19 protein-coding genes and 1 pseudogene are annotated in these 21,061 nt (G+C 70.9%); 10 read left to right on the forward strand and 10 right to left on the reverse strand.

Annotated features, from left to right (window positions below; genetic code table 11):
- Window positions 1–19: 19 nt before the first annotated feature.
- A complete protein-coding gene (locus ACLJPY_RS31335) occupies window positions 20–943 on the reverse strand; it encodes a DUF4097 family beta strand repeat-containing protein (RefSeq protein ID WP_410593865.1) in 924 nt (307 codons plus the stop codon).
- Window positions 944–955: 12 nt separating this feature from the next.
- A complete protein-coding gene (locus tag ACLJPY_RS31340; protein WP_410593867.1) occupies window positions 956–1,477 on the reverse strand; it encodes a toxin-antitoxin system HicB family antitoxin in 522 nt (173 codons plus the stop codon).
- Between the two features lie 120 nt (window positions 1,478–1,597).
- Between ACLJPY_RS31340 and thyX the strand changes: the two genes are divergently transcribed.
- The 8 genes from thyX (at window position 1,598) to ACLJPY_RS31380 (ending at window position 10,921) form a co-directional block, all read left to right on the forward strand.
- Complete coding sequence (thyX, locus tag ACLJPY_RS31345) at window positions 1,598–2,350, forward strand: FAD-dependent thymidylate synthase (RefSeq protein ID WP_410575247.1); 753 nt, start codon at window positions 1,598–1,600, stop codon at window positions 2,348–2,350.
- Entirely contained in the window at window positions 2,350–2,745 is a 396-nt protein-coding gene (locus ACLJPY_RS31350) for an ACT domain-containing protein (protein ID WP_410593869.1), read from the forward strand. The genes thyX and ACLJPY_RS31350 overlap by 1 nt, the downstream gene beginning before the upstream one ends.
- A gap of 160 nt (window positions 2,746–2,905) precedes the next feature.
- Window positions 2,906–4,147, forward strand: coding sequence for an Nramp family divalent metal transporter (locus ACLJPY_RS31355; RefSeq protein ID WP_410593871.1), 1,242 nt, complete (start codon window positions 2,906–2,908; stop codon window positions 4,145–4,147).
- A 5-nt stretch (window positions 4,148–4,152) separates the two neighbouring features.
- Window positions 4,153–4,587, forward strand: a complete 435-nt coding sequence (locus tag ACLJPY_RS31360) for a hypothetical protein (RefSeq protein WP_410593873.1) — start codon at window positions 4,153–4,155, stop codon at window positions 4,585–4,587.
- 191 nt (window positions 4,588–4,778) lie between these two features.
- On the forward strand, window positions 4,779–6,257 hold the full coding sequence (locus ACLJPY_RS31365) for a serine/threonine-protein kinase (protein WP_410593875.1): 1,479 nt from the start codon (window positions 4,779–4,781) through the stop codon (window positions 6,255–6,257).
- Window positions 6,258–6,347: 90 nt separating this feature from the next.
- On the forward strand, window positions 6,348–7,424 hold the full coding sequence (dapA, locus tag ACLJPY_RS31370) for a 4-hydroxy-tetrahydrodipicolinate synthase (protein WP_410593877.1): 1,077 nt from the start codon (window positions 6,348–6,350) through the stop codon (window positions 7,422–7,424).
- A 44-nt stretch (window positions 7,425–7,468) separates the two neighbouring features.
- On the forward strand, window positions 7,469–9,118 hold the full coding sequence (locus ACLJPY_RS31375) for a ribonuclease J (protein WP_410594070.1): 1,650 nt from the start codon (window positions 7,469–7,471) through the stop codon (window positions 9,116–9,118).
- A gap of 159 nt (window positions 9,119–9,277) precedes the next feature.
- Window positions 9,278–10,921: a VWA domain-containing protein gene (locus ACLJPY_RS31380; protein WP_410593879.1), complete on the forward strand. Its 1,644-nt coding sequence runs from the start codon at window positions 9,278–9,280 to the stop codon at window positions 10,919–10,921.
- Here the strand turns inward: ACLJPY_RS31380 and ACLJPY_RS31385 are convergent.
- From ACLJPY_RS31385 to ACLJPY_RS31405, 5 genes and pseudogenes are all read right to left on the reverse strand, one after another.
- Window positions 10,918–12,279 (reverse strand): deoxyguanosinetriphosphate triphosphohydrolase family protein, encoded by a 1,362-nt coding sequence (locus ACLJPY_RS31385; protein ID WP_410593880.1) that lies wholly within the window; start codon window positions 12,277–12,279, stop codon window positions 10,918–10,920. The genes ACLJPY_RS31380 and ACLJPY_RS31385 overlap by 4 nt on opposite strands.
- Window positions 12,280–12,451: 172 nt before the next feature.
- Window positions 12,452–13,824: pseudogene (locus tag ACLJPY_RS31390) on the reverse strand (amino acid permease).
- 78 nt (window positions 13,825–13,902) lie between these two features.
- Window positions 13,903–14,850, reverse strand: coding sequence for an EamA family transporter (locus ACLJPY_RS31395; protein ID WP_410593882.1), 948 nt, complete (start codon window positions 14,848–14,850; stop codon window positions 13,903–13,905).
- Window positions 14,851–14,899: 49 nt separating this feature from the next.
- Window positions 14,900–15,514, reverse strand: a complete 615-nt coding sequence (gene wrbA, locus ACLJPY_RS31400) for an NAD(P)H:quinone oxidoreductase (RefSeq protein ID WP_410593884.1) — start codon at window positions 15,512–15,514, stop codon at window positions 14,900–14,902.
- A gap of 34 nt (window positions 15,515–15,548) precedes the next feature.
- Window positions 15,549–16,364: a lysophospholipid acyltransferase family protein gene (locus tag ACLJPY_RS31405; protein WP_410593886.1), complete on the reverse strand. Its 816-nt coding sequence runs from the start codon at window positions 16,362–16,364 to the stop codon at window positions 15,549–15,551.
- A gap of 156 nt (window positions 16,365–16,520) precedes the next feature.
- On the opposite strand from ACLJPY_RS31405, the gene ACLJPY_RS31410 reads away from it, so the two are divergent.
- On the forward strand, window positions 16,521–19,010 hold the full coding sequence (locus ACLJPY_RS31410; protein ID WP_410593888.1) for a DNA translocase FtsK: 2,490 nt from the start codon (window positions 16,521–16,523) through the stop codon (window positions 19,008–19,010).
- Between the two features lie 38 nt (window positions 19,011–19,048).
- Window positions 19,049–19,465, forward strand: a complete 417-nt coding sequence (locus ACLJPY_RS31415) for a hypothetical protein (protein WP_410593890.1) — start codon at window positions 19,049–19,051, stop codon at window positions 19,463–19,465.
- A gap of 102 nt (window positions 19,466–19,567) precedes the next feature.
- Here the strand turns inward: ACLJPY_RS31415 and ACLJPY_RS31420 are convergent, their stop codons facing one another.
- The 3 genes from ACLJPY_RS31420 to ACLJPY_RS31430 form a co-directional block, all read right to left on the reverse strand.
- Window positions 19,568–19,738: a nitroreductase family protein gene (locus ACLJPY_RS31420; RefSeq protein ID WP_410593892.1), complete on the reverse strand. Its 171-nt coding sequence runs from the start codon at window positions 19,736–19,738 to the stop codon at window positions 19,568–19,570.
- A 239-nt stretch (window positions 19,739–19,977) separates the two neighbouring features.
- Complete coding sequence (locus ACLJPY_RS31425) at window positions 19,978–20,412, reverse strand: phospholipase (protein WP_410593894.1); 435 nt, start codon at window positions 20,410–20,412, stop codon at window positions 19,978–19,980.
- 91 nt (window positions 20,413–20,503) lie between these two features.
- Window positions 20,504–21,022, reverse strand: coding sequence for an amino-acid N-acetyltransferase (locus ACLJPY_RS31430; protein WP_410593896.1), 519 nt, complete (start codon window positions 21,020–21,022; stop codon window positions 20,504–20,506).
- Window positions 21,023–21,061: the final 39 nt, after the last annotated feature.

The raw sequence follows: 21,061 nt of genomic DNA on the forward strand, positions 1-21,061 counted from the left end.
CCCGTCCTTCCCCCTTTACTCAGCCCGCCGCGCGCGTCACCACGGCGTTGCCGGTGCCCGTGCGGGCTCGCACCTTCAGCTTCACGCCACCCTCCGGCGCCGTGTCCGCGACGTCCAGCTCACTGGACACCCGGCCCGCGCTGGAGGTCAGGTCGACCTCCGCCGACGTCCCGCCGCGGATGCCGATCCGGACTTCGCCGGACCCGGTGATCAGGTCGAGCGAGCCCGAGGCGGCGTCGGCCACCGACAGGTCGCCGCTGCCCGTGCGGGCCATCACCTCGCCCGAGACCGCGCCCAGCCAGACGTCGCCCGTGCCGGTGGCCAGCGAGGCGGAGCCGGTGATCGACGACGCTTCGACGTAACCGCTGCCGCTGCGCAGCTGCAGGCCGCCCAGCGTCGGGCCGAGCCGGACCGCGCCGCTGCCGGTGCGGATGGTGGCCGAGCCGTCGGCGCGGTCGAGCTTCACCTCGCCCGAGCCGGTCAGCAGGTCGACGCGGCCGGCCGAACCGGTCACCGTGACGTCCGCCGCGCCCGCCCGGACCTCGACGTGCGAGCCCGCCGGCGCGTGCACCTTCACCGCGAGCGCGGCGTTGCGCAGCTGCCACGCCTTCGGCGCCTGCACGACCAGGCGGTTGCCGAGCTTCTCGATCCGGCTCTGCCGCACCGCTTCGGCGGGGGAGGCGGCCGGGTCGACACCGAGCTGGTCGCCGAAGCGCTCGCCGACCCAGGACAGCAGGCTGTTCACGCCCGCCACCCACGGCTGCTGCTCGCCCCGGTCGTGCCGCAGCTCCACGCGGGCGCCGGAATCGCCTTCGAGGACGATCTCGACCCGGCCGATCGTGACGCTGACGTCCAGCTCCAGCGGGACGTCGGTCTGGAACTCGTCGATCCGGACCAGTTCGTCGTCCGGCTCGCCGGCCGGTGTGGTCTGTTCTTCACTCATCGTCTCGTCCCCTCAGCTTTCGACCCAGCCGTGCAGGTGCGACCCGCCGCCCTTGCCCTGGTGCTTGCTGCCCCCGCCGCCGCCGAGCACGCCGTGGCCCAGCGCGCCTTGCACGGCCTGCGAAACGAACGTGTTCAGCGAGACGCCCTGGGCGGCGGCGGCGCGTTCGGCCTGGCCCTTGATCTGCTCGACCAGCCGGAGCGTGATCCGGCTGATGTCGCCGCCGTCGATCGGCGACGACGGTGGTGGCGGTGTGGTGTCACGTGGTGTCGCGCGTGACGTCGTCTCCTCGGCGGTGCCGGTGACGACCACGCGGACGTCCCGCCCGTCGAGCCGCACGTCGACCACCTGGCCGGGCAGTGCGGCCGTGACCTCGGCGGCGAGGTCGGCGAGGGCGTTCATCAGCGTCAGGCGGACGGCGGGTTCGAGCGCGGAGGACAGCAGCGCGGCCGCCCGCCGGGTGTGCTCGTCCCCGGCGGCAGCCGTGTTCGCGAGGTCCTCGCGAAGGTTGGCGATGTACGGCGTCAGGTCCATGACACCACTATGACGTCATTCGTGACGTCAGTCAAGGCGGCCGCGATGTCACGTGTCCCTCGGAAGTGACGGCCCCACCCGCGGTTAGGCTGCGCGAGAGCCGGGAGAAGGAGTGCTGACGTGACCGGAACGGTGTCACCCAGAGTGCAGCTGATCGCGAAGACCGAGTTCTTCCCGCCCGGGGACGTGCCGTGGTCGACCGACGCGGACGGTGGCGAAGCGCTGGCCGAGTTCGCCGGCCGCGCCTGCTACCAGTCGTGGAAGAAGCCGAACCCGGCGACCGCCACCAACGCCGGCTACCTCGAGCACATCATCGACGTCGGGCACCTTTCGGTGCTGGAGCACGGTTCGGTGACCTTCTACATCACCGGCATCTCCCGCTCGCTGACCCACGAGCTGATCCGCCACCGCCACTTCTCCTACTCCCAGCTCTCGCAGCGGTACGTCCCGGAGCGCAACGCCGAGTTCGTCGAGCCCGAGGTGATCGCGAACGACCCGGTGCTGCACGAGAAGTTCCTCGCCGCGACGCAGGCGAGCGTCGACGCCTACACCGAGCTGCTGGCCGGGCTGGAGGAGAAGTTCGCCGACGTCCCGAGCGCGACCCTGCGCCGCAAGCAGGCCCGCCAGGCCGCGCGCGCGGTGCTGCCGAACGCGACCGAGACGCGCATCGTCGTCACCGGGAACTACCGGGCGTGGCGGCACTTCGTCGCCATGCGCGCGACCGAGCACGCCGACGTCGAAATCCGCGAGCTGGCCGTGGAATGCCTGCGGCAGCTGCAGAAGGCCGCGGCGAACGTGTTCGCCGACTTCACCATCTCGACGCTGCCGGACGGCACCGAGATCGCCACGAGCCCGAAGGTGCTGGAAGCCTGATGAAGCGACTCGCGATCGACGTCCGGCCCGGCGAGTACGCCGTCGTCCGGCTGCCCGCGGACGCGGCGGTGCCCGCCGAGCTCTTCGCGCCCGGCGACGGGTTCGTCTCGGTGACGCGGACACCCGAAGAGCTGTCGGTGATCTGCCCGGCCGGCCGCGAGCCGGGCGGCGCCACGGCCGCCGAGGACGGGTGGCGCCTGCTCTCGGTCCGCGGCCCGCTGGAGTTCACGCTCACCGGCATCATCGCCGCGCTGGCCTCCGAGCTGGCCGCGGCCGGCGTCGCCCTGTTCTCGATGTCGACCTACGACACCGACCACATCCTGGTCCGCGGCGCCGACCTCGACGACGCTGTCACCGCCCTGCGTGACGCCGGGCACGAGGTCACGCACGTCTGACCGCTGTCCGTGAAGGCCACCTCCGCAAGCCCGGAGGTGGCCTTCACGGCTTTTCGGGGTACTCCGGCGTCAGGGTGGGAGTCGTCACCCTTGAAAAGCAAAGTTCGGCGTGCCTAAACTTCGGTTTGGGTTTCCCGACATCCGGTGAGAGGCAGGTTCCATGGCGGTGACCGAGGCAGTCCGCCCGAGCCTGGTGACCCGCCTGCGCACCGGCTCGGCCCTGCTCGGGCCCGCGTTCGTCGCCGCCATTGCCTACGTCGACCCCGGGAACGTCGCGTCCAACATCAGCGCCGGCGCCCGCTACGGCTACCTGCTGGTCTGGGTGATCGTGGCGGCAAACCTGATGGCCGTGCTCGTGCAGTACCTGTCGGCGAAGCTCGGCCTGGTCAGCGGGATGTCGCTGCCGGAGGCTCTGCGCGCCCGCCTGTCCCGGCCGGCCCGGCTCGCCTACTGGGCGCAGGCGGAGATCGTCGCCATCGCCACCGACCTGGCCGAGGTGGTGGGCGGGGCGATCGCGCTCAACCTGCTGTTCGACCTGCCGCTCGTCGCCGGCGGGCTGATCACCGGCGCGGTGTCGCTGACGCTGCTGGCGGTCCAGGACCGCGGCGGCCAGCGGACGTTCGAACGGGTCGTCACCGGTCTGCTGGCGGTGATCGCAATCGGGTTCCTGGCGAGCCTGTTCGTCGAGCCGCCGTCGGCCGCGGAGACGCTGGGCGGGCTGGTCCCGAAGTTCGACGGCGCCGGCAGCATCCTGATCGCGGCGGCCATGCTCGGCGCGACGGTCATGCCCCACGCGGTCTACCTGCACTCAGGCCTGGTCCGCGACCGCCACGGCCCGCTCGAACCGGCCAGCCGCCGCCGGCTGCTGCGCGCGACCCGGGCCGACGTCGGCCTGGCGATGCTGCTGGCGGGCGCGGTCAACCTCGGCATGCTGCTGCTGGCGGCGACGAACCTGCAGGGCCGGCCGGGCGTGGACAGCATCGAGGGCGCCCACGGCGCGGTGGCTTCGGCGCTCGGCCCCGGCATCGCGCTGATGTTCGCGATCGGCCTGCTGGCCTCGGGCCTGGCCTCGACGTCGATGGGCGCGTACGCGGGCGCGATGATCATGCAGGGGCTGCTGCGCAAGCGCGTCCCGCTGGTGCTGCGCCGCCTGGTGACGCTGACCCCGGCGATCGTGGTGCTGGCACTGGGCGCGGACCCGAGCGCGGCGCTGGTGGTCTCGCAGGTGGTGCTGTCGTTCGGCATCCCGTTCGCCTTGGTGCCGCTGATCCGGTTGACGGCGGACCGGACACTGCTGGGCGAGGACGCGAACCACCGCCTGACGACGGCGGCGGCCTGGGTGGTGGCGGCGATCATCATCGCCCTCAACCTGGTCCTGATCTACCTCACCGTCGCCGGCTGAACGCGATGGCCCGGATCTATGCCCTCAACGCCGAGTGCGGCGAGCGGGAGAACCACGCCCACGACCTCGCGCACCACTTCGACGGCTGGCCGGTGCGCGTTTTCAGCGACGGCACCGGCTGGTGGTGCGGGGTGGTGCCGGAAGGTCTCAGCCGCTCCGGGATCGGCTCGCCCGAGGACGCGGCAGCGATGACGGCGGCCGGCCGCCGGCTCTACTGGCTGCTGCGGACCGCCCCACCGGTCTACCGGTACGCGCTCGCCGGCGTCGAGACCGACGAGTTCCGCACGTACGCGGAACTGATGGCCGAGGAGGACCTGACGACCTTCCCCGGCCTCGTGGTCAGCGAAGACATCTGGACCGCGGCCGGCGAACGCACCGAGTTCAGCGGCTTCGCCCCGGGCTACCGGTGGATCCCCTACCGCGGCGAAACCCACCACTGACTTCCCTCCTGGCCCGCCGACCCTCCAGGTACGCAGGCCGACCCTCCGGGTACGCGAACCGACCCTCTGGGTACGCAGACCGACCCTCCAGGTACGCGAACCGGCCGGTTCACGTCACGAATTCCGCGGAACCCGCGGCGCCCTGCGGCGGTCCGACTAGCATCTGCGCGACCGCCGCCAAAAGGAGCACCGTGACCGACGAACGAACCCGGCCCTACCCGCCGCAGGCATCCGTCACGCCTGGTCAGCGGGTCGTCGCCGGCCGCTACCTCCTGCTCGGCGAACTCGGCCGGGGTGGCATGGGCGTCGTCTGGCGGGCGCAGGACCAGGTCATCGGGCGGCAGGTCGCCGTCAAGGAACTGCGGCTGCCCGACGCCGAATCCGCCGCCGTCTTCTCCGAACGCGCCCTGCGCGAGGTCCGCACCGGCGGGCGGCTCAACGACCCCGCCGTCGTCACCGTCTACGACGTCGTCACCGACGGCGGGACCACCTTCATCGTCATGGAGCTCGTCGAAGCACCCAGTCTCGCCGACCTCGTGCGCCGGCGGGGCCCGATGCCCGCCGCGCAGGCCGCGCAGCTGGGGGAGCGGGTGCTGGCCGCGCTGCAGGCCGCGCACTCCGCCGGGATCGTGCACCGGGACGTCAAGCCCGCGAACATCCTCGTCGCGCCGGACGGCCGCGTGAAGCTCACCGACTTCGGCATCGCCCACGCCGTCGACGACCCGCGGCTGACCACCAGCGGCATGATCGTCGGCTCGCCCGCCTTCATGGCACCGGAGCGCGTCGAGGGCCGGGAAGCGATGCCCGCGTCCGACCTGTGGTCCCTCGGCGCGACGCTCTTCTTCGCCGTCGAAGGTTCGATCCCGTTCGAGCGCGCGACCACCGCCGCGACGCTGCACGCGATCATGACCGAGATCCCGTACCTCACCCGCGCCCAGGGCCCGATCGCCGCGGCCATCCTCGGCCTGCTCGTCACCAACCCCGACGCGCGGCTGACCGCGGCCCAGACCCAGAACCTGCTGACCACGGCGCAGGGCGTGCGGCCCACGCCGCCGCACGGCACCGCGATGCTCGGCGCCGCCGCGCCGCAGCCACCCGCGAAGAAGTCCCGCCTCGCCCTCTGGCTGACGGCCGCCGCGGTGCTCGTCGTGGCCGCTCTGGTCGGCGGGTTCTTCGCGGGCAAGGCCTACGAGACGCCCGCCGCCGACAAGCAGAAGCAGCCGACCATGACCTACGGCGTCGGCGGGCAGCTGCGCACCGACATCGGCAGCTACTACCGGTGCTTCAACACCCCGGTCCAGGACGGCTCGATCATCAGCGAGCAGGACAACAAGAGCGAGTGCGACAAGAGCCACACGCTGGAGGTCTACGAGATCGGCAACCTGATCTCCGTCGAGAACTGGAGCTCCGACGACGCCAAGGTCGCGGCCTACCCCGGCCTGCCCGCGGCGACGGCCAGTGCCGAGGCGGCGTGCGCGACCGCCTTCCGGTCGTCCATCGTGCCCGACACCAAGCGACCGGACCTCACCTACCGCGCGCTCGTGCCCACCCAGGCCGAGTGGGAAGCCGCGCCGGCCAAGAACGAGGAACCCGCGCGCGAGTTCTACTGCCTGCTCGCCAAGGCCGACGGCGGCCCCATCACCGCCCCGATCGTGACCAAGGTCAAGTAGAAGTTCCGCGACGAACGGCCGCGTCCGGGAAATCCTCCTGGTGACCAGGTCGACGCGGTTTTCGTCGGACCCTCGGGGTACCTTCTTCCCATGTCCAACCCACCTACCACAGGCAGTTCGGGGGTCCGGGTGGCGGAGCCCCCGGCCCGGAGCGAAGCTCCGGTTGTTACAGCAGCGCCCGGACGGCCGTTCGGGCGCGTGCTCACCGCGATGGCCACCCCGTTCGACGCCGACGGCGCGCTGGACCTGAAGCGGGCGCAGGAGCTGGCCGAGCACCTCGTGGAGCTGGGGAACGACGGCCTCGTGGTCAACGGCACCACCGGCGAGAGCCCGACCACGAGCGACGCGGAGAAGCAGGAGCTGATCCGCGCCGTGGTCGAGGCCGTCGGCGACCGCGCGACCGTCGTGGCCGGCGCGGGCACCAACAACACCGCGCACAGCATCGAGCAGGCCAAGCAGGCCGAAGAGGCCGGTGCGCACGGCCTGCTGGTCGTCACCCCGTACTACTCGCGGCCCAGCCAGGCCGGGCTGTTCGCGCACTTCACCACCGTCGCCGACAGCACCGGGCTGCCGGTGTTGCTCTACGACATCCCGCCGCGTTCGGTCGTCCCGATCGAGGTCGACACGCTGCTGCGGCTGGCCGAGCACCCCCGGATCGTCGCGGTCAAGGACGCCAAGGGCGACCTGATCGCCGGCTCCGAGGTCATCGCCAACACCCACCTCGCGTACTACTCCGGCGACGACGGCCTGAATCTGCCGTGGCTGTCCGTCGGCGGCGTCGGCGTGGTGAGTGTGATCGGTCACGTCGTCGCGGGCCGGATCCGCGCCATGCTCGACGCCTACGAGAACGGCGACACCTCCACCGCGCGCACCAACCACCGCGGCATGCTGCCGGTGCTGCGCGCGATGTCGCGGGTCGGCGGGGTCGCCTTCAGCAAGGCGGCGCTGCGGCTGCGCGGCTTCGACATCGGCGACCCGCGGCTGCCGATCGTGGCGCCCACCGCCGAGCAGACGGCCTCGATCGCTGCTGATCTTGCCCAGGGCGGCGTGCCGCTGGGCGACACGGCGGCCCAGGACTGGCATGGTGAGCGGGTGGCACAAGCAGACTCGCGAGCGGCCTACGTCGCGCCGACCTCGCACACCAGCGTTGGGACCCTGCCTCGGTGAGCTCACTTCTCGTCGGCCCAGGCCCCACCAACGCCCCGCCCGCTCTGCCTGAAGGAGCCCTGCGCATCGTCGCGCTGGGTGGTATCGGCGAAGTCGGGCGCAACATGACCGTCTTCGAGTACGGCGGCCGGCTGCTCATCGTCGACTGCGGGGTGCTTTTCCCCGAGGACGACCAGCCCGGCGTCGACCTGATCCTGCCGGACTTCCGCGCGATCGAGGACCGCCTCGACGACATCGACGGCCTGGTGCTCACCCACGGGCACGAAGACCACATCGGTGCCGTCCCGTTCCTCCTGCGCCTGCGGCCGGACCTGCCGATCTACGGCTCGAAGTTCACCAACGCCCTGCTCGCGGCCAAGGCCAAGGAGCACCGGCAGCGGCCGAACCTCATCCAGGTCCGCGAGGGCGAGCGCCGCGACGTCGGCGCGTTCAACCTCGAGTTCTTCGCGGTGAACCACTCCATCCCGGACGCGCTCGCGGTGGCGATCCGCACCCCGGCGGGCGTGGTCCTGCACACCGGCGACATCAAGCTCGACCAGCTCCCGCTGGACGGGCGCCTCACCGACCTGGCCGGCTTCTCCCGGCTCGGCGACGAGGGCGTCGACCTGTTCTGCGTCGACTCGACCAACGCCGAGGTCCCCGGGTTCGTCATGCCCGAGCGCGACATCGGCCCGGTCCTCGACGACGTCATCCGCCGCGTCGACCAGCGCGTGATCGTGGCCTGCTTCGCCAGCCACGTCCACCGCGTCCAGCAGGTCCTCGACGCCGCGCAGCGGCACGGGCGCCGGATCGCGTTCGTCGGCCGGTCGATGGTCCGGAACATGGGGATCGCGGCCGAGCTGGGCCTGCTCAACGTGCCGGACGGCCTGCTGGTCGACCTCGACCAGGCGAGCACCCTGCCGGAGAGCAAGGTCCTGTTCGTCTCGACGGGTTCGCAGGGCGAGCCGCTCTCGGCGCTGTCGCGGATGGCGCGCGGCGAGCACCGGCAGATCTCGATCCGCGCGGGCGACACCGTCGTGCTGGCGAGCTCGATGATCCCGGGCAACGAGACAGCGGTGTTCGGCGTGGTCAACGGCCTGACCCGGCTCGGTGCGAACGTCGTCCACCAGGGCAACGCGAAGGTGCACGTGTCCGGCCACGCGTCGGCGGGGGAGCTGCTCTACCTGTACAACGCGGTGCGTCCGAGCAACGTGATGCCGGTCCACGGCGAGTGGAAGCACCTGCGCGCGAACGGCGAGCTGGCGATCCGCACCGGCGTCGCGCCGGAGAACGTGGTCATCGCCGAGGACGGCGTGGTCGTCGACCTGGTCGACGGCAAGGCGTCCCGCACCGGCCGCGTCGAGGTGGGGCACGTGTACGTCGACGGCCTCTCGGTCGGTGACGTCGGCGAGTCGACGCTGTCGGACCGCCTGGTCCTCGGCGAAGGCGGGTTCATCTCGATCAGCGTCGCGGTGGACTCCAGCACCGGCCGCGCGGTCAGCAGCCCGACGGTGTCCGGCCGCGGTTTCTCCGACGACCCGAAGGCACTCGCCGCCGTCGTGCCGCTGGTGGAGATGGAGCTGGCGCGCACGGAGGCCGAAGGCATCACCGACACGCACCGGATCGCCCAGGCGGTCCGCCGGGTGGTGGGCCGCTGGGTGGCCGACACGTACCGGCGCCGCCCGATGATCGTCCCGACCGTCATCCCGGTCTAGGTTTTCCGGCCCGTGAAGGCCGCATCGAGGGACTCCGCGCCCCCGATGCGGCCTTCACTGCTTCCACGGCCCAGCTGTTAGGCCGTCTGGACCACGAACCGCCGCTTTGCTGCGGGATAACCTTGATCCCACCCCGCCTCGCGCAGAGAGGCCGCGCCGATGGGACGTCATTCGGACGGTAGACGACACCGGCTGCTCGTGCCCGCCCTCGCGACCGGTCTCGTACTCTTCCTCGGAGCCGGCGCGTGGGCGGCCGTGACGACCGTGCGCGCCCGGCCGTCGTGCGAACAGCCCGCGAAGGTCCTCGTCACCGCGTCGCCGGACATCGCACCCGCGTTGTCGCTCGTCGCGCACGGTCTCGACCTGAAGTGCGGCAGCATCGAGATCCAGACGCGGGACGCGACCCCGGCGGCCGAGCGGCTCGCGCTGTCCGACGGCAGCCCGCGCCCGCAGGTCTGGGTCCCGGACTCCACGCTCGCGTTGCGCCGCGCCCACCAGCTCGGCGCCTCCGACGTGCCCGAAAGCGGGGCGTCGGTGGCGAGTTCGCCGGTGGTCCTGGCGGTCGCGGCGGACGTCGCCAAAGGTCTCGGCTGGCCCGAGCGGGCGCCGACCTGGGCGGAGGTGCTGGCGGCGCCGGGCGTGGTCCCGGGCATGTCCGACCCGGCGCGCGACCCGGTCGGGGCGATGGCGCTGCTCGGCCTGCGGGACAGCGTCAAGGGATCACCCGAGCCATCGGCCGCGTACGTGGCGACGCTGCGGCGGTTCTCGGCCAACACCCTCGGCGCGGAGACGGACCTGATCGCGCGGCTGCCGGGATCGAGCGACGGCGGCGGCGCGGCCGCGGTGACGGCGTTCCCCGCGTCGGAGAACTCCTTGCTGCGCCACAACGTCGAGGACGCGAAGTCCCCGCTCGTCGCGGTCTATTCGACGGCGGTGCCCACATTGGACTACCCGTTCGCGGAGCTGGGCGGCATAACGCCGCAGCAGCGCCCGATCATCGACGCCCTGCGCGAGGCGGCGCTCGGCGACGCGGGCACGGACGCGATCGCCCGGACGGGCCTGCGCGCGGCGGGCGGCCAGGCGCTGCGCGACCACCCCGACGACCCGCGGGTGCAGCCGGAGGGCATCCGCGTGGCGAACCTCCCGCCGGCGCCGGTGGTCGACGAGCTGCTCAACCAGTGGGCGGGCATCAACCTGAGCGCGCGGGTGCAGGTGCTGGTCGACGTGTCGGGCTCGATGAACGCCCAGGTCCCGGGCACGGGCCTGGACCGCATGCAGGTGACGATGCAGGCGGCGGCGAAGGCGATGCGCCTGTTCAAGCCGGCGACCCAGCTGCGCATGCTGGCGTTCTCGACCCGCCTGGACGGCGACAAGGACTACCGCGAGCTGCTGCCGATGGCGTCGGTCGCCCAGCACCTGGCGAGCGGAGCGTTGGACAAGCTGGCCCAGGTGAAGGCGACCCCGGACGGCGGAACGGGCTTGTACGACAGCGTTTTGGACACGTATCGAACGGCCCGCCGGGAGTGGGAGCCGGGCCGGTTGAACCTGGTGATCGTGATGACGGACGGCCACAACGACGACCCGCACGGCATTTCCCGCGAGGAGGTGCTGGCGGAACTGGCCAAGCTGCAGGACCCCCGCCGCCCGATCCCGCTGATCGGAGTGGGCATCGGCCCGGACGCGGACAAGGCGGAACTGGACCAGCTGACGGCGGCCACGGGCGGCCAGGCGTTCGTGGCCCCCGATCCGGCGAAGATCACGGACGTGTTCTTCGGGGCCCTGTCGAGGATCGCCGGCGGTTAGCTGAACCAGGCCCCGAACATGGAGCTGTGCGAGCGGCCGCTCAATCGCTCGTCCAGGTCGACGGCTTGCGCTTCGGTCAGCACACAGATGTAATCGACGACCGCGCGCGCTTCCCGGGCTTCGGAAGATCGTGCATAGGCGGAGGCGAAGTCGCTGTCATGCCCGAGGTCCCGGTAGAGCGAGCGAAGCTGGATCGGCAACCGAGGACTCTTCGGTGACTCGGCCAGGCAGTCGCGGAGCCGGTCGTAGAGCGATTGGACGATCCGTTTCTGCCCCTTCTGCATCACTGCCAACGACGGTCTGTCGATGACGTAGAACCAAGTCAGCTCCTTCAGAGCTTCGACGAGGTATTGGCAACTTGCTTCCACCGTGACATAAGGAGGTTCGGCCACCAGGGAAACCGCGCCGACGCACTCCGTGAGGTTCATCGTCGTTATCGCGTTCATCGCGGAGCGGTTCTGCCGCGTATCCCAGCACGATGTGGTGATTCCCATTTCGAACCGCTTGATGACCTGCTTCAGTGCGGCGTCGAACCTGGCCGCATCGAAGTCCGCCATACCACCCAGCCGACGATGGGCGTGCCGGGCGATGCGGGAGCTGTCCCTGCGCAGATCATGGAGGGGGATCAGACCGGCTCTGAAGTAATCCTCGATGTCGTGGGTCGCGTAGGTGATGTCGTCGGCCCAATCCATCAGGATGGCGTTGGCCGATCTGACTTCGGCCCTAGCGCCCTTCCGTGCCCACCGGAAGTCTCTGAGCTCGCTCGAGTACGCGCCCCACTTGTTGCCGAAGCGGCGGTCCGTCCAAGGCGGGACGCCCAAGGCATCGCCGGCGGAGATCGGTCTCGGCCGGGGGTACTTGAGCATGGCGTCGAGGGTCGCCCGAGTGAGGTCGAGGCCCGGATAATCGGTCCTCCGCCTGGCGAGCTTCGTTACTATCCGGAACGACTGGGCGTTCCCCTCAAAGCCTTCCAAGCCGTCGGTGCGACGAAGGCAGGCGTCGAGGACCGGCTCGGCGATGTGCCCGAACGGTGGATGGCCGATATCGTGCACGAGACCGGCCGTCTCCACGACGTCCGCTTTGACGCCGGCCAGCTTCCGGAGTTCCCGTTCGTCCCTCGATTCGCCGTGTTTCAGCTGCTGGACCAGCCGACGGCCGAGCTGGGCGACCTTCAGGCTGTGGGTGAGACGGTTGTGCAGAACTCGCTGCTCGTTGACCGCGGCCACTTGGGCGACGCCGGACAGACGCCGAAACGCGGACGAATACAGCACCCGATCGCGGTCTCGCTGATAAGGAGAGCGGAACGGGTCATCTTCGACTTTGACGTGATTTCGTGCGCACCTTCGTGTCTTCCCCATGTCGACCCTCTCCGCTTGCAGTTGCCGTATATCAACGGCGCGGCGGGCGGCTTGTTACCGGAGTGAGGGTGGAAGGTTGCCGAAGTTGCCGTGTCGTGTCGGATTCGGAAGCGGATTGCGATCACCAAGCGTCGTTGGTTGCGATTCGGGATCTTCGGCGGCCGCACGACTCTCACTCACGGGGATCTGCCGCCCCTGTCGAGGATCGCCGGCGGATGACCGCGTAAACCCCCAGGATCACCGCCAGGCTGATCAAACTCAGGTACAACTGCGCCCGCGCGTCCTCGTCCACGAACAACATCGACGCCACCACCACCAGCGTCAACGCCAACGTCACCCAGCTCAGCCACGGATATCCCCACATCCGCAGCTTCAGCTTCTCCGGCTCCGAAGCTTCGAGAGAACGCCGCATGCGGATCTGGGAGCCGCAGATGATCGCGTACACGAACAACGCCACCGCGCCCGCCGAATTGATGATGAAGTAGAAGATCTTGTCCGGGGACACGTAACTCATCACCACCGCCACGTACCCGACCGACGTCGACGCCAGGATCGCCTTCCACGGCACGCCGCGCGCGTTCGTGTCCGCTACCCAGCCTGGGGCCCACCCGTGGCGCCGCAGGGCGAACAACATCCGGGATGCCGTGTACAGCCCCGAATTCAGCACCGACAGCGCCGCCGTCAGCACCACCGCCGACACGATCGTCGCCGCCGCCGGGACGCCGAAGCGGCCGAACGCCGCCGCGAAGGGGCTCGTCTCGGTCGGATTTCGCGCCATGGGGTGATCATCACCAGCAGGGCCACCGAACCGACGTAGAACACGATCACGCGCCAGACGATCGTCGACGTCGCCTTGCGGACCGCCGTCTCCGGCTGGTCGGACTCCGCCGCCGCGATCGTCACGATCTCGGCGCCGAAGTACGAGAAGATCACGATGACCACGCCGTGCACCACCGAAAACGGCCCGTTCGCGACGAAGCCGTCGAGACCGATGTTACCCACCGAGAAGTGCGCGTCCGGCCAGAGCCCGAGCACGAACAGCGTGCCCAGCAGCAGGAACACGACGATGGTGGCGACCTTGATCGACGCCAGCCAGAACTCCGTCTCGCCGAACGAACGCGCCGACGCCAGGTTCGTCGCCGTCAGCAGCAGCATCAGCCCCAGGGAAAACACCCACTGCGGCACACCGGGGATCCAGCCCTGCAGGATCTTCGCGCCGGCCACCGCCTCGAACGCCACCACGCCGACCCAGAAGTACCAGTACAGCCAGCCGATGGTGAACCCCGCCCAGCCGCCGAGCGAGTCGCGCGCGTACTCCATGAACGAGCCCAGCGACGGCGCCGCGGTCGCCATCTCGCCGAGCATCCGCATCACCAGGACGACGAGCAGCCCGCCGATGGCGTAGGACAGCACCGCCGCCGGGCCCACGGTGTGGATCACCGCGCCGCTGCCGATGAACAGGCTCGCGCCGATGATCCCGCCGAGAGCGATCATCCGGACGTGCCGCTGCCGCAGATCGGGCCGCAGCCCGGATTCGGTCGCCAAGGTGCTACCTCCCCGCAGAGGACCCGGATCGCGGAATTTTCGCACCCGCGGCTCGTCCGGTGCAGTATTTGCGCAACTTCAGGCCGTGAGGACCGCCGAATTGCGCTGGACGACGTACGCGCCGGCCAGCAGGATCGCCGAGCCGAGCAGCTGCGGCCAGGCGAGCTCCTCGCCGATCAGCACCCACGCCGCGGCCGTCGTGATCACCGGCTCGACCAGGCCGAGCACGCTCGCCACCGACGCGGGCAGGTGCCGCAGCGCCGAAATGCCGCAGAAGTACGCGAGCACCGTGGCGACCAGCACCAGCAGCGTCAGCAGCAGCCACACCGGCGGGTGCCAAGCGCCGAACCCGACGGGCACGTCGAGCAGCGCGGCCGGCCACGTCCACGGCGGCGCGGCGAAGCTGATCGCGACCGCGCCGACCACCATGCCCCAGGTGACCAGGCCGAGCGGGTCGATGCCGGCCACCGCGCGTTCGCCGAGCAGGAAGTAGGCCGCCGAGCACAGCGCCGCGCCGAAGCCGGCGAGCAGGCCGAGCCCGTCCAAGGTGACGCCGTCCCAGACCTGCGCGACGAGCGCGAGCCCCACCATGGCCAGCGCGATGCCGCCCCACACCGCCCGCGGCAGCCGGTGCCGCCGCACGAACCGGACCCACAACGCGATGAGCACCGGCGAGACGAACTCCAGCAGGATGGCGATCCCGACCGGGAGCCGCCCCGCGGCGACGAAGTAGAGCAGCTGGACACCGGCGACGCCGAGCAGGCCGTAGCCGGCCAGGACGGGCAGGTCCACCCGGCGCACCCGCAGCTTCCGCGGCGCGACCAGCGCCACTCCGGCCAGCAGCACGACCCCGGCCAGCGCGATCCGCGCCGCGGCCACCTGCTGCGGCGTGATCCCGGCCGTCATCACGGACTTGCCCAGGGTGCCCGACGTGCTGAAGAACAGCGCGGCGAGCAGGACGTAGGCGGTCCCGCGCCCGCGGTGGGCGACCCGGGGCGGGGTGAGGACGGGCAGTTCGGTGGTCACCGTCGCGACTGTAGGTGCCCCGGTGTCACCGCCGAAACCCTTTTCCCGGTTATCCGGGCTGCTTCAGCCCGGTCGCGACGTGCGTGGTGATCGTGGCCAGCCGCCGGCCCTGCAGGCGCAGGGCGTCGAGCGCGACGTCGTCCGGCGCCGCCGACTTGCGGGAAACGAACGAGCCGCCGTAGGGGTTGCCGGACTCCTTGAGGTGTGGGTCGGTGTAGCCGAGCGGCACGACGATCGCGCCCCAGTGGTAGAAGACGTTGTTGATCGCCAGCAGTGTCGACTCGAGGCCGCCGTGGGCGGTGGACGCCGTCGTGAACGACGTCGCCACCTTGTCCGCCAGCTTTCCCTGCGCCCACAGGCCACCCGTGCTGTCCAAATAGGACTTCAGCTGGGCGGCCGGCCCGCCGAACCGGGTCGGGCTGCCGACGGCCAGGCCGTCGGCCCACTCGAGGTCGCCGAGCGTGGCGAGTTCGTGGTGCGGCCCGGCGTCGACCCAGGCCTGCCAGCGCGGGTTCCGCGCGATGGCGTCGGCGGGGACGGTCTCCGGCACGGTCCGCACCCGCACGTCGGCCCCGGCCTCGCGCGCGCCCGCGGCGAGCGACTCGGCGAGGGCGGCGGTGTTCCCGGTCGAGCTGTAGTAGACGACGAGTATCCGTGTGCTCACGTCCGCCGACTCTAGGGCCGCGCGCCCGCGTGTCTCACGATCCGGACGACGGCTTCCAGGGGCTGACCGTGTCGGTGGGCCGCGTCGGGTCGTGGAAGCGGGGCCGGTCGAGTTCGCCGCGGCGCAGCGGGACGAGGCCGTCGGTGATCGCCTGCATGATCTTCGCGTGCGCCCGCACGCCGGCGCCCGGCCGCAGCGTGTCGATGTCGGAGAGGTCGACGGGGTCGCCGAAGTGCACCTGGAACCGCGGCCGGCGCAGCGGGGCGGACAGGCCCGAGCGGGCCAGCGGGACCAGGTCGGCCGGGCCGTTGACGGTCTCGGTGCCCCAGTAGACGGCCTCGTGCGCGCCCCACTGGCTGATCGGGATCACCGGGACGCCCGCCGCCAGCGCCAGCCGCGCGGCGCCGGTCTTGCCGCGCTCCGGCCACAGGCCCGGGTCGTGGCTGATCCGGCCCTCCGGGTAGACGATGATCGGCTCGCGGGTGGTCTTCATCGCCTCGACGGCCTCGGCGAACTGCCCGACGGCGGTCCCGGCGTGCTTGCGGTCGACGCGCAGGTGCCCGCTGACCCGCAGCGCCGGCCCGATGACGGGCGCGTCGAGGATGCCGCCGGCCAGCATGAACCGCGGGTTGATGCCGATCCGCTTGCACGCGGCCATCAGCACGAAGGCGTCGAACACGCCGATGTGGTTCGCGGCCATCAGCAGTGGCTTGCCCCGCAGCTGCGCGGGCACCCGGCCGGTGACCGTGAGCCGCCCGACGAGGTTCACCAGCCCGCGGTCGATGTTCAGCATGGTCCGCCAGATGGCGGGCGCCCGGCGGGCGGTGTTGTCGGAGTTCAGCGCGACCATGGGGCAGAGCATGGCAGACGCCGATTTCACCCGTTTGCGCACTGGGCGGATCAGTTCACCCGGATGGCCGCTCAACCCGCGGTGTGCGGCAGAAGTTCACCCTGGGCCGAGAGTGGCGCGTGGGACGAACCGCCACGGCCGGTTACCGTAAACGGCATGGCTGGGTCGGCGACGAGGAAGAGAAGCACGGGAAGCGGCGCGAAAGGGGCAGCGGCGCGTAAGCCGCGTACACCTGCGAAGCCGCGTACGTCGTCCACTCGCAAACCACCGCCACGCTCCCGGCGCAAGACACCCGGGATCTTCGGCAAGGGTGTCCGCGGCACCTGGAACCTGCTGGCCAAGGGCCTCGGCACGCTGGCCCGCACGGTCGGCCGCACCCGCGAACTCGAGCCGGAACACCGCCGTGACGGGCTCGCGCTCGGCCTGATCGCCCTGGCCATCGTCGCCGCCGTGGGGGTCTGGTGGCGGGCCGCCGGGCCCATCGGTACCGGGGTGGAGATCGCGACCCGGACCGTCCTCGGCGCCGGGGCCGTCACGCTGCCGCTGGTGCTGGTCGTCGTGGCCGTCGCGCTGATGCGGTCCGAGCCGCACCCGGAAACGCGGCCGCGGATGGTCGTCGGGACGATCATGGTCGTCCTGTCCGTGCTCGGGATGCTGCACATCTTCACCGCGCTGCCGGAGACCAACGACGGCCGGATGTACGCCGGCGGCATCGTCGGGGCCTTCTCCGGCGGCCTGCTCACCATGGGCGTCACCACCTGGGTCGCGGTGCCGCTGCTGATCCTCGCGCTGTTCTTCGGCGTGCTCGTGTTCACCGGCACGCCGGTCCGCGAGATCCCGCACCGGCTGCGGAACTGGGGTCTCGACGAAGACGAGATCGCCGAGGCCGAAGCGCAGCAGCCGGGCTTCGCCACCGACGAAGAGAAGGTCACCGACGCCGATCCGAAGGCCGCGCGGCTGCGCAAGCCGTCGCGCCGCCGCCAGTCCGCCGACGCCGCTCCCGAGCAGCTGGACATCGACGCGATGCTGGCCGAGGCGCCGACGCCGATCAAGCCGCCCAAGCCGAAGCCCGCGCCCGAGGTCGTCGAGAAGAAGCCGAAGAAGGCCCCGGAACCGCCGCTCGCGGTCACCCGCACGGTCGAGGGCGACTACCAGCTCCCGCCGCCCGACCTGCTGAAGCTCGGCGACGCGCCGAAGTCGCGCAGCAAGGCCAACGACGCCATGATCGAGGCGATCACCGGCGTGCTGGAGCAGTTCAACGTCGACGCGCAGGTCACCGGCTTCACCCGCGGCCCGACGGTCACCCGCTACGAGGTCGAGCTCGGCCCGGGCGTGAAGGTCGAGAAGATCACCGCGCTGACGAAGAACATCGCGTACGCGGTGGCCACCGACAACGTCCGGCTGCTGGCGCCGATCCCCGGCAAGTCCGCGGTCGGCATCGAGGTGCCCAACTCCGACCGCGAGATGGTCCGCCTGGGTGACGTCCTGCGGGCGCCGTCCACGGTCAAGGACAACCACCCGATGGTGATCGGCCTCGGCAAGGACATCGAGGGCCACTTCGTCACCGCGAACCTCACGAAGATGCCGCACCTGCTGGTCGCGGGTTCGACCGGCTCCGGTAAGTCGAGCTTCGTCAACTCGATGCTGGTGTCGCTCCTCGCGCGCTCGACGCCGGACGAGTGCCGGATGATCCTGATCGACCCGAAGATGGTCGAGCTGACGCCGTACGAAGGCATCCCGCACCTGATCACGCCCATCATCACCCAGCCGAAGAAGGCGGCCGCCGCGCTGGCCTGGCTGGTGGAGGAGATGGAACAGCGCTACCAGGACATGCAGGTCAACAAGGTCCGGCACATCGACGACTACAACAAGAAGGTGCGCTCGGGGGAGATCACCGCGCCGCCGGGGTCCGAGCGCGAGTACCGGCCGTACCCGTACATCATGGCCATCGTCGACGAGCTCGCCGACCTGATGATGACCGCCCCGCGCGACGTCGAGGACGCGATCGTCCGCATCACCCAGAAGGCGCGCGCGGCGGGCATCCACCTGGTCCTGGCCACGCAGCGGCCGTCGGTCGACGTCGTCACCGGCCTGATCAAGACGAACGTGCCTTCGCGGCTGGCGTTCGCGACGTCGTCGCTGACCGACTCGCGGGTCATCCTCGACCAGCCGGGCGCGGAGAAGCTGATCGGCATGGGCGACGCGCTCTACCTGCCGATGGGCGCCGGGAAGCCGGTCCGCATCCAGGGCGCGTTCGTCGGCGACGAAGAGATCGCCGCGGTCGTCAACTACGCCAAGGAGCAGGCGCAGCCGGACTACCAGGACGGCGTGACGGCGCAGAAGGCGGGCGAGAAGAAGGAGATCGACCCGGACATCGGCGACGACCTCGACGTCCTGCTGCAGGCGGCGGAGCTGATCGTGACGTCCCAGTTCGGCTCGACGTCGATGCTGCAGCGCAAGCTGCGGGTCGGCTTCGCGAAGGCGGGCCGGCTGATGGACCTGCTGGAAAGCCGCGGCGTGGTGGGCCCGTCGGAGGGCTCGAAGGCGCGTGACGTGCTGATCAAGCCGGAGGAGCTGGAGTCGGTCCTGTTCATGATCCGCGGCGGCGGCCCGGTGGACGCCGACGCGGGCGAAGAGGACGAGTAGCGGTGCAACCCGTGCTCGCCCGGTTCCGTCCTGTGCACGTGGACCTACCGCGATTCCTCGCCGGACTGTTCGCCTTCGCCGTCGTCACGGTGGGGAGCTCGGTCGCCGCCGCCCCGGCTCCACGGGCGGTGGCCTCGCCGGCCGTGAGCGTCACCGCCGGGCAGGACGTCACCCTGCGGCTCGGGCAGGAGGCCGCCGTGCAGGGCAAGGACCTGACCGTGCGCTACACGCGGCTCGTCGCCGACTCGCGGTGCCGTCCCGGCATGGCGTGCTTCTGGGAGGGCGAGGCGACGCTGGCGTTCCTGCTGAAGGAGCCCGGCCACGGCGAAAGCACCACGGCCGAGCTCCACAGCGGCCCGCGCACCGGCCCGCAGGCGACGACGTTCGCCGCCAGCCGGATCGAGCTCGTGGCGGTCAGCGAGGACGCCGGGGAAGCGACGCTCCGGATCAGCTGAGCGGCGTGCCCCAGTGGTCGAGGTAGGCCACGTCGGACAGCGGGGTGCGCGCGGCGGGCTTGAAGTCCGGCACCGTCGTGTACGCCACCGCCTGCGGGTCCTTCACGCTTGGTCGCGCACGACCAGCCGGCGCCACGCCTGGACGTTGCCCGGTGTCGGCGCCTGCAGCGCCAGGTTCAGGCACTCTTCGAGGACTTCCGGCTCGACCGGCCGGTCGAGGTCCAGCTTGCGGCGCACCGCGCGGGTCGTGCTGAGCAGGTGATCGATCTCCATGATCACCATCCTGGCCCGGATCGGCCGGATCAGCCGCCAAAACGGCGGCTGCCGTCCGGCTCTCGCCTCGCACCTCCTCGCTGGCAGACCGAGGAGGTGCGACAGGTCGCTCCTCCGGGCGATCGCCCCGCGGGCTGTGGTCCTTCGGGCGCCCGCTGCCTTGGCGCAGGCGTGGCAAGCCACCGAGCTGACTCGTCCTGGCCCGGATGCGCGAGGCACACCCGGGCCAGGACGCGCGCTCAGCCGCCGAACTTGCGGACCGCCTCGTAGTACGTCCACGCCGCGCCCTTGCACGCGATGTTCGACCCGCAGACGCTCTTCAGGTCCGTGTACAGGTTGTCGTCGATCTTCAGCCGGTTCGCCTCGGTGAACCGGCCCTGCTTCTTGTAGTTGCGGTAGCCGAAGTCGTGCCGGTGGCAGCCCGGCAGGAACTTCCAGCCGAACGGGTTGTCCGGCGCCCACGAGCAGCCGTCGGACGACCAGTCGAGCTGGCCGTTGTAGGGCGCTGAATTCCGGATCGTCTCGAAGCTCGACAGCGAGGTGCTGAAGAGGTACTGGTCGGTGACCGTCGGGATGTCGACGGCCGCCGCGGTGCCGGTGCCCAGCAGGGCGCCCGCGCCGACAGAAACGGCCACCGTCACGGTGGCCCCCAGGTTCCGCAGTGTCGCGCGCATTCGGTGTTTTCCTTGCCGATCGGTGGACGAGTGCGCGATCAGCTTCGGGCAGGGCAGTGGTGGCCGTCACCGCCCGAAAGGAGGTTTTCACTCAGAGTTCGAGCAGCATCCGCGAATTGCCGAGGGTGTTCGGCTTGACGTAGGGCAGGTCCAGGAACTCGGCGACGCCGGTGTCGTGCGAGCGCCGCATCTCCTCGTACACCTCGTGCGACACCGGCGTGCCGTCGATCTCGACGAACCCGTGCCCGGCGAAGAAGCGGGTCTCGAACGTCAGCACGAAGAGCCGCCTGAGACCGAGCTCACGCGCTTCGTCGACCAGCCGGGCGACCAGCACGCGCCCGACACCCTGGCCGCGGGCGGCCTTGTCGACCACCACCGTGCGCAGCTCGGCGATGTCCTCCCAGAGCACGTGCAGCGCGGCCGCGCCGACCACTTCGTCACCCACTTCGGCGACCCAGAACTCCTGGACCGCCTCGTACAGCGTGACCAGGTCCTTCTCCAGCAGGACGCGGCCCGCGTCCGAGTCGACCAGGGCCTTGATCTTGCGGACGTCGGCGATCCGGGCGCGGCGGACGGTCGGGCGGGGCGAGTCGGACGGCACGAGCGTCAACCCTGCCACATCGCCCGGAGCTCCGGTGGCCACTACCGG

It is taken from the genome of Amycolatopsis sp. lyj-23, from assembly GCF_046549135.1.
GTDB lineage: Bacteria > Actinomycetota > Actinomycetes > Mycobacteriales > Pseudonocardiaceae > Amycolatopsis.

What these genes read in the sequence shown, in the direction of transcription:
- ACLJPY_RS31335 (WP_410593865.1), bottom strand. Translation starts at nt 943, where the DNA reads ATGAGTGAAGAACAGACCACACCGGCCGGCGAGCCGGACGACGAACTG.
- ACLJPY_RS31340 (WP_410593867.1), bottom strand. Translation starts at nt 1,477, where the DNA reads ATGGACCTGACGCCGTACATCGCCAACCTTCGCGAGGACCTCGCGAAC.
- ACLJPY_RS31350 (WP_410593869.1), top strand. Translation starts at nt 2,350, where the DNA reads ATGAAGCGACTCGCGATCGACGTCCGGCCCGGCGAGTACGCCGTCGTC.
- ACLJPY_RS31355 (WP_410593871.1), top strand. Translation starts at nt 2,906, where the DNA reads ATGGCGGTGACCGAGGCAGTCCGCCCGAGCCTGGTGACCCGCCTGCGC.
- ACLJPY_RS31360 (WP_410593873.1), top strand. Translation starts at nt 4,153, where the DNA reads ATGGCCCGGATCTATGCCCTCAACGCCGAGTGCGGCGAGCGGGAGAAC.
- dapA (WP_410593877.1), top strand. Translation starts at nt 6,348, where the DNA reads ATGTCCAACCCACCTACCACAGGCAGTTCGGGGGTCCGGGTGGCGGAG.
- ACLJPY_RS31380 (WP_410593879.1), top strand. Translation starts at nt 9,278, where the DNA reads ATGGGACGTCATTCGGACGGTAGACGACACCGGCTGCTCGTGCCCGCC.
- ACLJPY_RS31385 (WP_410593880.1), bottom strand. Translation starts at nt 12,279, where the DNA reads ATGGGGAAGACACGAAGGTGCGCACGAAATCACGTCAAAGTCGAAGAT.
- ACLJPY_RS31405 (WP_410593886.1), bottom strand. Translation starts at nt 16,364, where the DNA reads ATGGTCGCGCTGAACTCCGACAACACCGCCCGCCGGGCGCCCGCCATC.
- ACLJPY_RS31410 (WP_410593888.1), top strand. Translation starts at nt 16,521, where the DNA reads ATGGCTGGGTCGGCGACGAGGAAGAGAAGCACGGGAAGCGGCGCGAAA.
- ACLJPY_RS31420 (WP_410593892.1), bottom strand. Translation starts at nt 19,738, where the DNA reads ATGGAGATCGATCACCTGCTCAGCACGACCCGCGCGGTGCGCCGCAAG.
- ACLJPY_RS31425 (WP_410593894.1), bottom strand. Translation starts at nt 20,412, where the DNA reads ATGCGCGCGACACTGCGGAACCTGGGGGCCACCGTGACGGTGGCCGTT.